Here is a 13,973-nt window from a genome sequence, read left to right as displayed (position 1 = left end):
GTAAATCATGGGATCCAAGGGTTTAAGACCCTTGGCGGATGGGGTTTGGGGAAGGTTTGAGCGTGAACCCAGGGAGGGCCTTGCCCTCCCCGGACCCCTCCCACCAGGGGTCAGGGACCCCTGGACCGCCATTGAGTAAATCATGGGATCCAAGGGTTTAAGACCCTTGGCGGATGGGGTTTGGGGAAGGCAGAGCCTTCCCCAAGGCCGCGCCCTTACCCCGCCAGCATGGCCTTCAGCAGTTCATTCACCGCCGCCGGGTTACCCTTGCCCGCCATGGCCTTCATCACCTGCCCCACGAAGAAGCCAAAGAGCTTTTCCTTGCCCGAGCGGTATTCCGCCAGTTTGTCGGCATTGGCCTCCATCACGGCGCGGATGGCGGCCTCGATGGCGCCGGTATCGGTCACCTGTTTGAGGCCGCGGGCTTCGACGATGGCGGCGGGCGCGCCCTCGCCGGAGAGCATGTGCTCAAAGACTTGCTTGGCGATGGTGCCGGAGAGCGTCTTATCGGCGATCAGGTCGAGCAATTCGCCCATGTGTTCGGCGCTGACCGGGGGGTCGGCGATGTCGCGCTTGAGGCGGTTAAGGGCGGCAAAGTAATCGCCGGTGAGCCAATTGGCGGCCAGCTTGGCATCGCGGCCGCGGGCCATGGTCTCGAAGAACACCGCCGTCTCACGGTCGAGTGTGAGCACATGCGCGTCATAGGGGGTGAGGCCCATGGCGACGTAGCGGGCGCGGCGGGCGTCGGGCAGTTCGGGCAGGCTGGCTTTGAGTTGCTCCACCCAGCCGGCATCGAGCACCAGGGGGGGGAGGTCGGGGTCGGGGAAGTAGCGGTAATCATGCGCGTCTTCTTTCGAGCGCATGGAGCGGGTGACGCCGCGGGCGGTGTCGAAGAGGCGGGTTTCCTGATGGACTTCCTTGCCGGATTCCCAGACGTCGATTTGGCGTCGCGCTTCGACCTCGACGGCCTGCATGACGAATTTGACCGAGTTGACGTTCTTGATTTCGCAGCGGGTGCGGAAGCCCTCGCCGGGTTTGCGGACGGAGACATTGACGTCGGCGCGCATCGAGCCTTCGTCCATATTGCCATCGCAAGTGCCGAGATAGCGCAGGATTTGCCGCAGTTTGGCGACATAGGCGCCGGCCTCTTCGGGGCTGCGCATATCGGGTTCGGAGACGATCTCCATGAGCGCCACGCCGGAGCGGTTGAGGTCGATGAAGGATTTGCTCGGGTGCTGGTCGTGCTGCGACTTGCCGGCATCCTGTTCGAGATGCAGGCGGGTGATGCCGATGGTTTTCTTCGTGCCATCATCGAGGGTGATCTCGATTTCGCCGGTGCCCACGATGGGGTGGGCGAATTGGCTGATCTGATAGCCCTGCGGCAGGTCGGCGTAGAAATAGTTCTTTCGGTCGAAGCGCGACCAGAGGTTGATCTGGGCGTTCAGGCCGAGGCCGGTGCGCACGGCCTGGGCCACGCATTCGGCGTTGATTGAGGGCAGCATGCCGGGGAAGCCGGCATCGATGAACGACACCTGGGAATTGGGCGAGGCGCCGAAGGCGGTGGCGGCGCCCGAGAAGAGCTTTGCCTGTGACGTCACCTGGGCATGGACTTCCAGGCCGATGACGAGTTCCCAGTCTCCGATCATATAGGTCATGCGATCACCCCTGGACGTGCCGAAAAGCCGGCCGCGCGCTCCACCGCGCCGGCCACTGCGAAAACGCCTTCCTCATCGAAGGGCTGGCCGATGATCTGCAGGCCGAGCGGCAGGCCCTGGCCGTCGAGCCCGGCCGGCACCGCCATGCCGGGCAGGCCGGCCAGATTGGCGGTCACGGTGAAGACGTCGTTCAGATACATCGCCACAGGGTCATCCTGTTTCTCATCCAACCCGAAGGCGGCGGAGGGCGTGGCGGGCGTTAGCAGCGCGTCGCATTGCGCCCAGGCCAGGTCGAAATCGCGCTTGATCAGGGCGCGAACCTGCTGCGCCTTGAGGTAATAGGCGTCGTAATAACCAGCACTCAGCACATAGGTGCCGATCATGATGCGGCGCTGCACCTCGGCGCCGAAGCCGGCGGCGCGGGTTTTTTCGTAAAGCTCCGTCAGGTCTGCACCGGGCACCCGGGCGCCGAAGCGCACGCCATCATAGCGGGCGAGGTTGGAGGAGGCCTCGGCCGGCGCTACGATATAATAGGTTGGCAGCGCGTATTTGGTGTGCGGCAGCGAGACATCGACGATGCTCGCCCCCGCATCGCGCAGCCAGGCGATGCCCTGCTGCCAGAGCGCCTCGATCTCGGCCGGCATGCCCGCCATGCGGTATTCCCGCGGGATGCCAATGCGCATGCCGCGCACCCCACGGCCCACGGCGGCGGCGAAATCGGGCACTGCCATATCGACGCTGGTGCTGTCCTGCGGGTCGAAGCCGCTCATGGAGCGCAGCAGAACGGCGCAATCCATCACATCGCGGGCGATTGGCCCGGCCTGGTCGAGCGAGGAGGCGAAGGCGACCACGCCAAAGCGCGAGCAGCGGCCATAGGTCGGCTTGATGCCGGCCACGCCGCAAAACGCTGCGGGCTGGCGGATGGAGCCGCCGGTATCGGTCGCCGTGGCGCCGAGCGCGAGGCGCGCCGCCACCGCCGCGGCCGAACCGCCGGAGGAGCCGCCGGGCACCAGACGGGTATCGGGGTCATTGCGGCGCGACCAGGGGTTTTCCACCGGCCCGAAGGCGGAGGTGGCGTTGGACGACCCCATGGCGAATTCATCGAGGTTCAGCTTGCCCAGAAACACCGCGCCATCGCGCAGCAACTGCCGGGTGATGGTGCTCTCATAGGGCGGGGTGAAATCGCCCAGAATGCGGCTGGCCGCCGTGGTGCGGGTGCCTGCCGTGCAGAATAAATCCTTGATGCCGAGGGGAATGCCCTCCAGCGGCCCGCCCTGGCCGGCCGCCAGTTTCTGGTCGGCGGCATCGGCGGCGGTGAGCGCGGCTTCGGCGGTGACGGTGATGTATGCGTTCAGGCGCGGATTGAGTGCGGCGATGGCATCCAGATAGGCCTGGGTCAGCTCGCGCGCAGAAATTTGCCGGGCATCGAGTGCCAGGCGGGCCTGGGCGAGGGAAAGATCGGTCGGGCGCATTATTCGACCACCTTCGGCACGCCGAAATACTCGCCCTCGCGGTCCGGCGCATTGGCCAGGACGGCTTCGGCCTGGCCGCCATCGGTCACCACATCATCACGCCAGCGCAAAGCCGTGGCCCCGCCGCCGGCCATGGGCTCCACGCCCGTGGTATCGACCTCGGATAATTGCTCGATCCAGCCCAGGATGGCGTTGATTTCCTGCGCCAGGCCGGGCAGCGCCGCAGGCTCGACATGGATGCGGCTTAAAGTGGCGACGCGTTTGATGGTGGCGATATCCACGCTCATGACAGTGCGGTGTCCTCAGGGCATAAGCTCAAGCATGGCCTTGTTCACCATGCTGCAACTGCGTGCAAGCCTGAAGCGCGATGCGCGGATTCTGGGGCTCGACCCTGGCTCGAAGACCATTGGCCTGGCGCTGAGCGATGTCTCGCTGATGCTGGCCTCGCCCTATGGCGCGATTGCGCGGGGAAAACTGGCGAGCAATGCGGCGGAGGTGGCGAAAATCGCCGCCAAAGAGGGGGTGGGCGGGCTGCTGGTGGGCCTGCCGCTGGGGATGGATGGCAGTTTTGGCCCGGCGGCGCAGGCGGCGAAGGATTGGGCCATGGCCATGGGCGGGGCCTGCGGCCTGCCGGTGGCTTTGTGGGATGAGCGGCTTTCCTCCAGCGCGGTGAACCGCATGCTGGTGCAGGAGATGGATATGACCAGGGCGCGGCGGGCGCAGGTGGTGGATGCCGCGGCGGCGGCCTATACGTTGCAGGCCGCGCTGGATGCCACGCGGGCCTCTGAGCAGCCCTGAGGATTTCAGGCGGCGGCCCGGCCTTCCTTCGTCGCCCGGCGCAGGCTAGGCTCGCGCCTTGTGAGCTTCTCCTATCCCATCCTCCCCGGCGGCCATCTCCTTGCGATTGAGGGGCTTGAGGCGCCACATATCGCGGCTCTTCTTGATTTGGCCGAGAGCTATGCCCTGCTCAACCGCCAGGGCAAGACCCAGCGCGACCTGTTGCGCGGCCGCACTCTGATCAACCTCTTCTTCGAGGACAGCACCCGCACCCGCACCAGTTTCGAGATCGCCGGCAAGCGGCTGGGCGCTGATGTCATTAATATGTCGGTGTCGAATTCGAGCGTGAACAAGGGCGAGACCCTGCTGGACACCGCCAGCACCCTCAACGCCATGAACACCGATTTGCTGGTGGTGCGCCACGGCCAATCCGGCGCGCCGGCGCTGCTGGCGCAGAAGGTGAGTGCCGCGGTGATCAATGCGGGTGATGGCACGCATGAACACCCCACCCAGGCGCTGCTCGATGCGCTGACGATTCGCCGCCACAAGGGTGATTTGCGCAATCTTGTGGTCGCCATTTGCGGCGATATCAGCCATTCCCGCGTGGCGCGCTCGAATATCCACCTGCTCAGCGCCATGGGGGCCGAGGTGCGGCTGGTGGCCCCGCCCACCTTGCTGCCGGCCGAGGTGGGGCGGCTGGGGGTCAGCGTGTTCCATGACATGCGCAAGGGCCTGGCGGGTGCGGATGTGGTGATGATGCTGCGGTTGCAGCGCGAGCGCATGGCCGCGGGCGGCCTAGTGCCGAGTGCGCGTGAATTTTTTCGGTTCTATGGCCTTGATGCCGAGAAGCTGAGCTTTGCCAAGCCGGATTCCATCGTGATGCATCCGGGGCCGATGAATCGCGGCATCGAGATCGATAGCGCCATTGCCGATCATCCGACGCGCTCGGTGATCGGCGAACAGGTGGAAATGGGTGTGGCCTTGCGCATGGCGGTGCTGGATGTGCTGGCCCGTGGGCTGAGGCGCAACGGTTGAGCCTGCGGCCGGCCCGGCCTGGGGATGCGGCCACCCTGCGCGCCCTGGTTCGCGCCGCCTATGCCCATTACGTGCCTCGCATGGGCCGCGAACCGGCGCCGATGGGCGATGATTACGAAGCGCGAATCGCCGCCGGCCAGGCCTGGCTGCTGGAGCAGGATAGCGTGGCCATGGGCGCTTTGGTGCTGGAGGACACGGCAGAGGGGCTGTTGCTCGACAATATCGCCGTGGCTGAAGCCGCGCGTGGCAAGGGCCATGGCCGCGCCATGATCGGTTTTGCCGAGGCCGAGACGCTTCGGCGCGGGCAAACCCGCCTTTGGCTCTATACCAACGAAAAAATGGTCGAGAATATCGCGCTCTATACGCGGCTGGGCTTTCGCGAGACGCATCGCGAGCAACAGGCTGGGTTTGCGCGGGTCTTTATGGAAAAGCTGCTGGCGGGGAAGGCAGGGTAACCCTGCTGGTCAATAGGCTGCCGCCATGACACCTTACGGGTCATGATTCCTGCGCCACTGCTCATCCACAATGCCCGGCTGATCGACCCCGCCTCAGGGCTCGATAGCCTGGGCGCGCTGTTGATCGAGAATGGCCGGATTGCCTCCTTGACCGGCGGCGCGGCCGATGGCGCCGAGAGGCTCGATGCCGGTGGCCAATGCCTCGCCCCCGGGCTGATCGATATGCGCGCCGCCCTGGGTGAACCGGGGGCGGAGCATCGGGAGACCATTGCCTCCGCCGCGCTGGCGGCGGCGGCGGGCGGCATCACCACCATTTGCGCGCTGCCCGATACCCAGCCGGTGCTGGACGACCCCGCTTTGGTCGAATTCATCGCCCGACGCGGCGAGGCGACCGGCAGCCTGACCATCCTGCCCTATGCCGCCGCCACGCGCGGGCTCAAGGGCATGGAGCTTTCCGAATTCGGCCTGCTGCGCGAGGCGGGGGCGGTGGCTTTCACCGATGGCGCCCATGCCATTGCCTCGGCGCGGACCATGCGCCTCGCCCTCAGCTATGCCCGCGCCTTTGGCACCTTCATTGTGCAGCATCCGGAGGAGCCGAGCCTGGCGCATGGCGCGGCCACCGAGGGCGAATTGGCCACCCGCCTGGGCCTGCCCGGCATTCCGATGGCGGCGGAGGCGATGATGGTGGCGCGCGATATCGCCCTGGCGCGGCTGAGCGGCGGGCATGTGCATTTTTCGCGCGTTTCCACCGCTGCGGCGCTGGGGTTGATCCGGGCTGCAAAGGCGGAGGGCCTTGCGGTCACCTGCGACACCGCGCCGCCCTATTTCGACCTGAACGAGAACGCCATCACCGGCTATCGCAGCTATGCCAAGCTCAGCCCGCCGCTGCGGCCGGAGGAGGAGCGCCGCGCCGTGGTGGCGGGCCTGACGGATGGCACGATCGATGCCATCGTCTCCGACCATCAGCCGCGCGATGCCGATGATAAGCGCCTGCCCTTTGCCCAGGCCGAGGCCGGCGGCGCGGGGCTGGCCACGCTGTTGGCGGTGACGCTGGCGCGGGTGCATGCGGGCGATATCGCCCTGCTGCCGGCGCTGGCCATGCTGACCTGCCGCCCCGCGGCGCTGCTGGGGATTGCGGCTGGGCGGCTGGCGGTCGGCACCCCGGCGGATCTAGTGCTGTTTGACCTGGACCGTGCCTGGCAGGTGAAGGATGGCCAATTGCCGGGCAAGGCGCAGAATTCCCCCTTTGATGGCCGGGCCCTCGAAGGCCGGGTGAGCGCCACTTTCAAAGCCGGCCGAAAGGTGTTTTCCGCATGATTCTCGAAGCCATCATGGCGGCGATTTTCGGGTTGCTGCTGGGCTCCATCCCCTTTGGCCTGCTGCTGACGCGCGCGGCGGGGCTGGGCGATATAAGGCAGATCGGTTCGGGCAATATCGGCGCCACCAATGTGCTGCGCACCGGCAATAAGGCGCTGGCCGCAGCCACCTTGCTGTTGGATGGGCTGAAGGGCCTGGTTGCGGTTTGGGCTGCCGGGGCGCTGCTGGGGCCGGGGCCGGATGTCGTTGCCGGCGTGGCGGCGGTGGTTGGGCATTGCTTTCCACCCTGGCTGGGTTTTCGCGGCGGCAAGGGCGTGGCCACGGCCTTGGGGGTGTTTCTGGCCCTGGCTTGGCCGGTCTTTGTGATCGCCATCGCGGTCTGGCTGGCCGTGGCGAAGATCTGGAAAATCTCCTCGCTGGGCGCGCTCTCGGCCATGGGGGCCTCGGTGATTGCCTCGGTGGTGGTCACCCCTGGGCCGGTGGGGATTGGCATTCTGGTCATCGCCGCCTTTGTGGCGATGCGCCACCAGGCGAATATCGAGCGGCTGGTGAAGGGCACCGAGCCGCGGATCGGCGAGGGCAAATGAGCGAGACGCTGGCCCGGCTTCGGCTGGCGCGCAGCGAGGGCGTCGGCCCGACCTATTATCGGAGGCTGCTGGAGCGTTTTGGCTCGGCCCGGGCTGCCATTGCCGCGCTGTCGCGCCATCCCGAGCGGTTCCGGGCTGCGTCAGAGGCCGATTGCGCCCGGGAAATGGCCGCCACCGCCGAGATGGGCGGGCGCTTCCTGTTTCTCGGCGAGCCCGATTATCCTCCGCTGATGGCGCTGCTGCCCGATGCGCCGCCGGTGCTCCTCACCCTGGGCGACCACGCGGCACTGGCGCCGCGGGCGGTGGCCATTGTCGGCGCGCGCAACGCCTCTGCCGCTGGGCGCCGGGTGGCTGAGGACCTGGCCGATGAGCTGGCGGGCATGGGGATTGTGGTGATCTCGGGCATGGCGCGCGGCATCGACGCCGCCGCGCATCAGGGCGCGCTCAACGCCAAGGGGCGGACCATTGCCGCCATCGCCGGTGGGCTCGACATCGCCTATCCGCCGGAGAACGCCATGCTGCAGGCGCGTATTGCCGATCAGGGCGGGTTGTTGATCACCGAGGCGCCGCTGGGCACCGCGCCTCAGGCCCGGCACTTCCCCCGCCGCAACCGTATTATTGCCGGCCTCGCACTGGGCGTGGTGGTGGTGGAGGCGATGGAAAAATCGGGCACGCTGATCACGGCGCGACTCGCGCTCGATTATGGCCGTGAGCTGTATGCCGTGCCCGGCAGCCCGGCCGATCCGCGCGCGCGTGGCTCCAATGACCTCATCCGCCAGGGCGCGCATTTATGTGAAAATGCAGCCGATGTGCTGGAATTTTTGCCCCAGGCACCGGCAGCGGCGCCGCTGTTTCGGCCCCGGCCCAAACCGGCAGAACACCCCGAGCCGCCGCCCGAAGCGCCGGAAGAGGCCGGTTCGGATGCCGCTCAAGTGCTTGAATTGCTTAGCACGACACCAATCTCTGTTGACGAGCTAGCCCGGCGCTGCCAGCTATCTGCCCCAAGCCTGCGCGCCATCCTGTTCGATTTCGAGTTGGAGGGGCGCGTCCAAACCCTGCCGGGTGACCGGGTGGCGCTCTCCTGACGGGGCCGCCCGAGCCCCTTTCTGGAATGCCGATGCCCGACGTCCTCGTCGTCGAAAGCCCTGCCAAGGCCAAGACCATCAACAAGTATCTGGGTGATGGTTTCACCGTGCTGGCCAGTTTCGGCCATGTGCGCGACCTGCCGCCCAAGGATGGCTCCGTCCGCCCGGACGAGGATTTCGCCATGGATTGGGAGGCCGATGAGCGCGGCCAGAAGCAGGTGCGCGCCATCGCCTCGGCGCTGCGCGGCGCCAAGCGGCTCTACCTCGCCACTGACCCTGACCGCGAGGGTGAGGCGATTTCCTGGCATGTGAAGGATATGCTGGCCCGCGCTGGCGCGCTTAAGGGCGTGCAGGTCAGCCGCATCACCTTCAATGAGATCACCAAGCGCGCCGTGCAATTCGCCGTGGCTCATCCGCGGGAGTTGGATACGCCGCTGATCGAGGCCTATCTGGCGCGGCGCGCGCTGGATTATCTGGTGGGGTTCTCGCTCTCGCCGGTGCTGTGGCGCAAGCTGCCCGGCAGCCGCTCGGCCGGGCGGGTGCAGAGTGTCGCGCTGCGGCTGATCTGCGAGCGCGAGGCCGAGATCGAGGTGTTCAAGGCGCGGGAATATTGGACGGTGGAGGGCCGCTTTCTCACCGCCATCGGCGCCCCCTTCCCGGCCCGGCTGACGCATCACGAGGGCAAGAAGCTCGACCAGTTTGACCTCAATACCGAGGCGCTGGCCGAGGCGGCGAAGCGCGCGGTGGAAGCGGCGCGCTTCGCCGTGGGCTCGGTGGAGAAGAAGCGCAGCCGGCGCAACCCGCCTGCACCCTTCACCACCTCCACCCTGCAGCAGGAAGCCTCGCGCAAGCTGGGCATGGGCGCGCAGGCCACCATGCGCCTGGCGCAGCAGCTTTATGAGGGTGTGGAGATTGCCGGCGAGACGGTGGGCCTGATCACCTATATGCGAACCGATGGCGTGCAGATGTCGCGCGATGCGATCATGGCCATTCGCGACCATGTGAAGAGCGAGTTCGGGCCGGATTACCTGCCCGGCGCCGCGCGTGAATACGCGACAAAGGCCAAGAATGCGCAGGAGGCGCATGAGGCGGTGCGCCCCACCGATGTGGGCCTGCGCCCGCAGGATGCGGCGCAGTATATCTCCGGGCCCCAGCTGCGGCTCTACGAGCTGATCTGGAAGCGGGCGGTGGCCAGCCAGATGCAGAGCGCCGAGCTGGACCAGACTGTGGTCGAGTTGGTTGAGCCCAGCGGCAAGACCCGCCTGCGCGCCAATGGCAGCGTCATTGCCTTTGATGGTTTCCTCAAACTCTACCGCGAGGATACCGATGACAGCGAGGCCGACCGCCGCGCCGGCGTGGCCAGCGCAGCCGCCAGTGCCGAGGATGATGACAACCGCACCCTGCCGCCGATGCGCCAGGGCGAGGCGGTGAAGACCCGCGATGTCAGCACCACCCAGCACTTCACCCAGCCGCCGCCGCGCTATTCCGAGGCCAGCCTGGTCAAGCGCATGGAGGAGTTGGGGATTGGTCGGCCCTCCACCTATGCCTCCATCCTGCAGGTGCTGCAGGACCGCGAATATGTGAAGCTGGACAAGCGCCGCTTCGTGCCCGAGGACCGTGGCAGGCTGGTCACCGCCTTCCTGGTCAGTTTTTTCGAGCGCTATGTCGACCCGGGCTTTACCTCGGGGCTGGAAGAGCAGCTCGACGATATCTCCGGTGGCCGGGCGGAATGGCGCGCGGTGATGCGCGCCTTCTGGGAGCATTTTTCCAAGGCGATCGAGGCGACCAAGGAGCTGAAAATCTCCGAGGTGATCGATCGGCTGGATGAGGATCTCGGCTCGCATTTCTTCCCCGCCGCCGATGACGGCAAGGACCCCAGGCTCTGCCCCGCCTGTTCGGCTGGCCGGCTGGGGCTGCGGCTGGGGCGCACGGGGGCCTTTATTGGCTGCTCGAATTATCCGGAATGCCGCTACACAAGGCCGCTGGCGGTGCCCGGGGCCGAGGGCGAGGGCGAGGGCGGCGGCGGTGATTTTGCCGATGGCCAGCGCAACCTGGGCGTGGACCCGACCTCCGGCAAGGAGATCACCATGCGGCGCGGGCCCTATGGCATTTACGTCCAACTGGGCGAGCCGGGCATCGATGAGAAGGGCAAGCCGACAAAACCGCGCCGGGCCAGCCTGCTGCGCGGGATGGACCCCGAGGGGATCACGCTGGAGCGCGCGCTGGCGCTGCTCTCCATGCCGCGCATCGTGGGTCTGCACCCGGAAAAGGGCGAGGAAATTATGGCCCATCTCGGCCGCTTTGGGCCTTATATCACCATGGGCGCGCTGTCGAAGACGCTCGATAAGGATGATGATGTGCTGAGCCTGGGCCTCAACCGTGCGGTGGCGCTGCTGGCCGATGCCAAGCCGCGCGGCTTGGTGGTGGGGATGCACCCCAAAGATGGCGAGAAGGTGGAGGTGCGGCGCGGCCGCTTCGGCCCCTTCCTGATGCATGGCAAGCGCGTGGCCAATCTGCCGCGCGGCACCGAGATGGAGGCCGTGACCTTGGATGAGGCGGTGAGCCTGCTGGCCGAGAAGGGCAAGGAATTGCCGCCGCTGAAGGGTGCCAAGGGCAAGGTGGCGAAAGCCAAGCCCGCCCGCGCCAAGCCGGTGGCCGAGGATGCGGAGGCGAAGGCCCCCGCCAAGAAAGCCGCCCCCAAGAAGGCCCCCGCCAAAAAGGCCCCGGCGAAAAAGCCCACGGCGCGCAAGGCGCCCGCGACAGCAAAAGCGGCAAAGGCGTGAAGCGCCCGGGGCCGCCGCCAAAGGGCAAGAAACCCTATACCGGCACCAAGCCGGCCAAGGGCCAGGAGCGCGATCCGCATGCCGGGCGCCGCAAGAAGACCGGCAGCACCGGCTATCCCCGCCCGCCGGAGGAGGCCGCCCAGGCCCGCGCCGCAGCACCCGAGGCCAAGCCAGCCCGCCCGCCGCGCGACCGGCGCGAGACCGGCTTTGAAACGGTGCAAAAGCCGATACCCGTCCGGGGCCGCAAGGCCGCCATCGCCGCCGCCGCTGAGGCCCCGCGCGCGCCGCGGCCCGCCAAGGCCCGGCCACCACGCCCGGTGCGCGAGACGCTCAGGGTGGTGGAGGATACCCATGCCCCCGCGCCGCTGCCGCCGCGGGAAAAACCCTCACGCAGCCAACGCCGGGGCGAGACCGGCGGGGCCGAGCCACGGCCGATGCCCAGCATCGCGCAATTGCAGGTCTTTCTCGGCGGCGCCCGAGCCAAGGTTGGCCGCAATGAAATCGCCCGGCATTTTGGCCTGACCAGCGAGCAGCGCCCGGCCTTGCGCGCGCTGCTGGCCAGCATGCAGGAGGCCGGCATTGCCGCGCCCGCTGGCAAGCGCCGCCCGGCCAACCCCGAAGGCCGACCAGTGGGTCGACCCGAGGCGAAACCCACCACCCGCCCAGGCGGGCGGCCAGAGGGGTGGCCAGAGGGGCGGCCAGAGAGGCGGCATGAGGGGCGGCATGAGGCCCTGCCGGAGATGCTGCCGGTGGAGGTGTTCGGCACCGATGCCGATGGCGAGCCCCTGGCCCGGCCGCTGAACTGGCAGGGCGAAGGCCGCCCGCCGCTGATCTATATGCGCCCCGAAGCCGCCGGCCAGCCGGCGCTGGCACCGGGCGAGCGCGTGCTGGCGCGTTTGAAACCCGTGGGCGGTGGCAAATATGAGGGGCGCAGCTTCAAGCGCCTTGGCGGGCCGGAGGATGCGCCGGCGCGCATTCTGGGCATCGTGCAAAACGGCCAGATCGTACCCACCGACAAGAAGCAAAAAGGCCATTGGCAGGTGGTGGGCGGCGAAGCGCGGGAGGGCGATATCGTTCTGGCCGAGCCGACGCCACAGGGCGCTGGCCGGCATTTTGGCCCCAAACCCGCCCGCGTGACCGAGGTGCTGGGGCGGATGGGCGAGGCAAAATCGGTCTCGCTGATCTGCATCCACGCCCATGGCATCCCCACGGAATTCCCTCCCGAGGCGGTGGCACAGGCCGAAGCGGCGCGCGGCACCGCGCTCGGCAAGCGCACCGATCTGCGCGCCACAGCGCTGGTGACCATTGATGGCGAGGATGCGCGCGATTTTGACGATGCGGTTTTTGCCGAGGAGGATGGCGGCGGCTGGCGCATCATCGTCGCCATTGCCGATGTGGCGCATTATGTCCGCCCCAGCACGGCACTGGACCTTGAGGCGCGGCGCCGCGGCAATAGCGTGTATTTTCCTGACCGCGTGGTGCCCATGCTGCCCGAGGCGCTGTCCAATGGCTGGTGCAGCCTGCGGCCGCGGGAGGATCGCGGTTGCCTCTTCGTCGAGATGCGGTTTACCGCGGATGGCGAGAAGATCGGCCATCGCTTCGGCCGCGGCCTGATGCGCTCGGTTGCGCGGCTGACCTATGAGGAGTTGCAGGCGGCGCGGGATGAGGCGCGCGAGCCGCAGGATTTGCAGCCGGGCCACACCGCCCGGCTCTATGGCGCCTTCGAGGCGCTGCTGGGGGCGAGGACCCGGCGCGGCACGCTGGAGCTTGATATTCCCGAAAGGCGGGTGGTTCTTAGCCCCGAGGGCCAGGTGCTGGGCGTCGCCCCCCGTCCGCGCCTGGACAGCCATAAGCTGATCGAGGAATTCATGGTCGCCGCCAATGTCTGCGCGGCGGAGGAACTGGAGCGGCTGGTGCAGCCCACCATGTACCGCATCCATGACCGCCCCTCGGACCAGAAGCTGGAAGGGCTGCGGCAATTCCTGCAGCAATTCGCCATCAATATGCCGCCGGGCAACCAGCTGCATCCGCGCAATTTCTCCCATGTGCTGGCGATGGTGAAGGGTGCGCCGCATGAGCGGCTGGTGAATGAGACGGTGCTGCGCAGCCAATCCCAGGCCGCCTATGCGCCGGATAATATCGGCCATTTCGGCCTGGCGCTGGCGCGCTACGCGCATTTCACCAGCCCCATCCGCCGCTATGCCGATCTGATGATCCATCGCGCGCTGATCCGTGGCCTCAAGCTTGGTGCCGATGGGCTGACCGAGGCCGAGGCCACAGAGATGCCCGCCATTGCCGATGCCATCACCAGCACCGAACGCCGGGCGGCGGCGGCGGAGCGCGATGCGGTGGACCGCTACCTCGCTGCCTTCATGAGCAGCCGGGTGGGCGAGACCTTCTCGGCGCGGATTTCCGGCGTCACCCGTTTTGGCATGTTCGTGGCGGTGGATGAGACGGGCGCCCAGGGCATGGTGCCGTTCTCCGCCATGCCGGAGGATCGTTGGGAGGAAGACCCCGCGACGCAATCGCTGGTTGGCCGGCGCACCGGGCTGCGCTTCACGCTTGGCGATGCGGTGGAGGTGGCGCTCCGCGAGGCCAATGCGATGACGGGGGCGATGCAGTTCCAATTGCGGCAGGGGGTGCCGCGGGCAGCGGGGGGTGGCCCCGGCGCTGCCAAGGGGCCGCACCGGCATAGGGGCAAGCCCGCGCGCGGGCGCCGGGGGTGAGAGAAACCACGCTTGCGGCAGAACCCGCTTGACCCCGCCGGCCCATCCGCTATGCATGGGCCCTTGTTCCGTGGGTGACCG

Annotated in this window: 11 protein-coding genes; 8 read left to right on the top strand and 3 right to left on the bottom strand. The window is 67.5% G+C overall.

From position 1 onward, the window contains the following. Positions 1-215: 215 nt before the first annotated feature. From gatB to gatC, 3 genes are read right to left on the bottom strand one after another with little or no spacing between them, the layout of a single operon-like run. Positions 216-1,655 (bottom strand): Asp-tRNA(Asn)/Glu-tRNA(Gln) amidotransferase subunit GatB, encoded by a 1,440-nt coding sequence (gatB, locus tag ABWP84_RS06780; RefSeq protein ID WP_353211251.1) that lies wholly within the window; start codon positions 1,653-1,655, stop codon positions 216-218. Then, positions 1,652-3,127 carry an Asp-tRNA(Asn)/Glu-tRNA(Gln) amidotransferase subunit GatA gene (gatA, locus tag ABWP84_RS06775; RefSeq protein WP_353211250.1) on the bottom strand — a complete coding sequence of 492 codons (1,476 nt, stop codon included), beginning with the start codon at positions 3,125-3,127 and terminating at the stop codon, positions 1,652-1,654. Before gatA ends, gatB begins: the two co-directional genes overlap by 4 nt. Next, complete coding sequence (gatC, locus tag ABWP84_RS06770; RefSeq protein ID WP_353211249.1) at positions 3,127-3,414, bottom strand: Asp-tRNA(Asn)/Glu-tRNA(Gln) amidotransferase subunit GatC; 288 nt, start codon at positions 3,412-3,414, stop codon at positions 3,127-3,129. The genes gatA and gatC overlap by 1 nt, the downstream gene beginning before the upstream one ends. 34 nt (positions 3,415-3,448) lie before the next feature. Between gatC and ruvX the strand changes: the two genes are divergently transcribed. The 8 genes from ruvX to rnr are packed head-to-tail and all read left to right on the top strand — an operon-like array spanning position 3,449 to position 13,892. Next, positions 3,449-3,925 (top strand): Holliday junction resolvase RuvX, encoded by a 477-nt coding sequence (gene ruvX, locus ABWP84_RS06765; RefSeq protein WP_353211248.1) that lies wholly within the window; start codon positions 3,449-3,451, stop codon positions 3,923-3,925. Positions 3,926-3,985: 60 nt separating this feature from the next. Next, positions 3,986-4,939, top strand: coding sequence for an aspartate carbamoyltransferase catalytic subunit (locus tag ABWP84_RS06760; protein ID WP_353211247.1), 954 nt, complete (start codon positions 3,986-3,988; stop codon positions 4,937-4,939). Continuing rightward, positions 4,936-5,394: a GNAT family N-acetyltransferase gene (locus ABWP84_RS06755; RefSeq protein ID WP_353211246.1), complete on the top strand. Its 459-nt coding sequence runs from the start codon at positions 4,936-4,938 to the stop codon at positions 5,392-5,394. Before ABWP84_RS06760 ends, ABWP84_RS06755 begins: the two co-directional genes overlap by 4 nt. A 42-nt stretch (positions 5,395-5,436) precedes the next feature. After that, positions 5,437-6,711 (top strand): dihydroorotase, encoded by a 1,275-nt coding sequence (pyrC, locus tag ABWP84_RS06750; protein WP_353211245.1) that lies wholly within the window; start codon positions 5,437-5,439, stop codon positions 6,709-6,711. Further along, positions 6,708-7,298, top strand: coding sequence for a glycerol-3-phosphate 1-O-acyltransferase PlsY (gene plsY / locus ABWP84_RS06745; protein WP_353211244.1), 591 nt, complete (start codon positions 6,708-6,710; stop codon positions 7,296-7,298). The genes pyrC and plsY overlap by 4 nt, the downstream gene beginning before the upstream one ends. Further along, positions 7,295-8,383 (top strand): DNA-processing protein DprA, encoded by a 1,089-nt coding sequence (gene dprA, locus ABWP84_RS06740; protein WP_353211243.1) that lies wholly within the window; start codon positions 7,295-7,297, stop codon positions 8,381-8,383. The genes plsY and dprA overlap by 4 nt, the downstream gene beginning before the upstream one ends. 32 nt (positions 8,384-8,415) lie before the next feature. Continuing rightward, a complete protein-coding gene (gene topA / locus ABWP84_RS06735) occupies positions 8,416-11,166 on the top strand; it encodes a type I DNA topoisomerase (RefSeq protein ID WP_353211242.1) in 2,751 nt (916 codons plus the stop codon). Next, entirely contained in the window at positions 11,163-13,892 is a 2,730-nt protein-coding gene (gene rnr / locus ABWP84_RS06730; protein ID WP_353211241.1) for a ribonuclease R, read from the top strand. Before topA ends, rnr begins: the two co-directional genes overlap by 4 nt. The last annotated feature ends 81 nt before the right edge of the window (positions 13,893-13,973 follow it).

It is taken from the genome of Rhodovarius sp., from assembly GCF_040399605.1.
Classification (GTDB): domain Bacteria; phylum Pseudomonadota; class Alphaproteobacteria; order Acetobacterales; family Acetobacteraceae; genus Rhodovarius; species Rhodovarius crocodyli_A.
This window is presented reverse-complemented; position numbering and strand designations above follow the sequence as displayed.

Excerpts from the sequence above, each read along its gene's own strand:
- gatB (WP_353211251.1), bottom strand. The coding sequence starts at position 1,655 with ATGACCTATATGATCGGAGACTGGGAACTCGTCATCGGCCTGGAAGTC.
- gatA (WP_353211250.1), bottom strand. The coding sequence starts at position 3,127 with ATGCGCCCGACCGATCTTTCCCTCGCCCAGGCCCGCCTGGCACTCGAT.
- gatC (WP_353211249.1), bottom strand. The coding sequence starts at position 3,414 with ATGAGCGTGGATATCGCCACCATCAAACGCGTCGCCACTTTAAGCCGC.
- ruvX (WP_353211248.1), top strand. The coding sequence starts at position 3,449 with ATGGCCTTGTTCACCATGCTGCAACTGCGTGCAAGCCTGAAGCGCGAT.
- pyrC (WP_353211245.1), top strand. The coding sequence starts at position 5,437 with ATGATTCCTGCGCCACTGCTCATCCACAATGCCCGGCTGATCGACCCC.
- plsY (WP_353211244.1), top strand. The coding sequence starts at position 6,708 with ATGATTCTCGAAGCCATCATGGCGGCGATTTTCGGGTTGCTGCTGGGC.
- dprA (WP_353211243.1), top strand. The coding sequence starts at position 7,295 with ATGAGCGAGACGCTGGCCCGGCTTCGGCTGGCGCGCAGCGAGGGCGTC.
- topA (WP_353211242.1), top strand. The coding sequence starts at position 8,416 with ATGCCCGACGTCCTCGTCGTCGAAAGCCCTGCCAAGGCCAAGACCATC.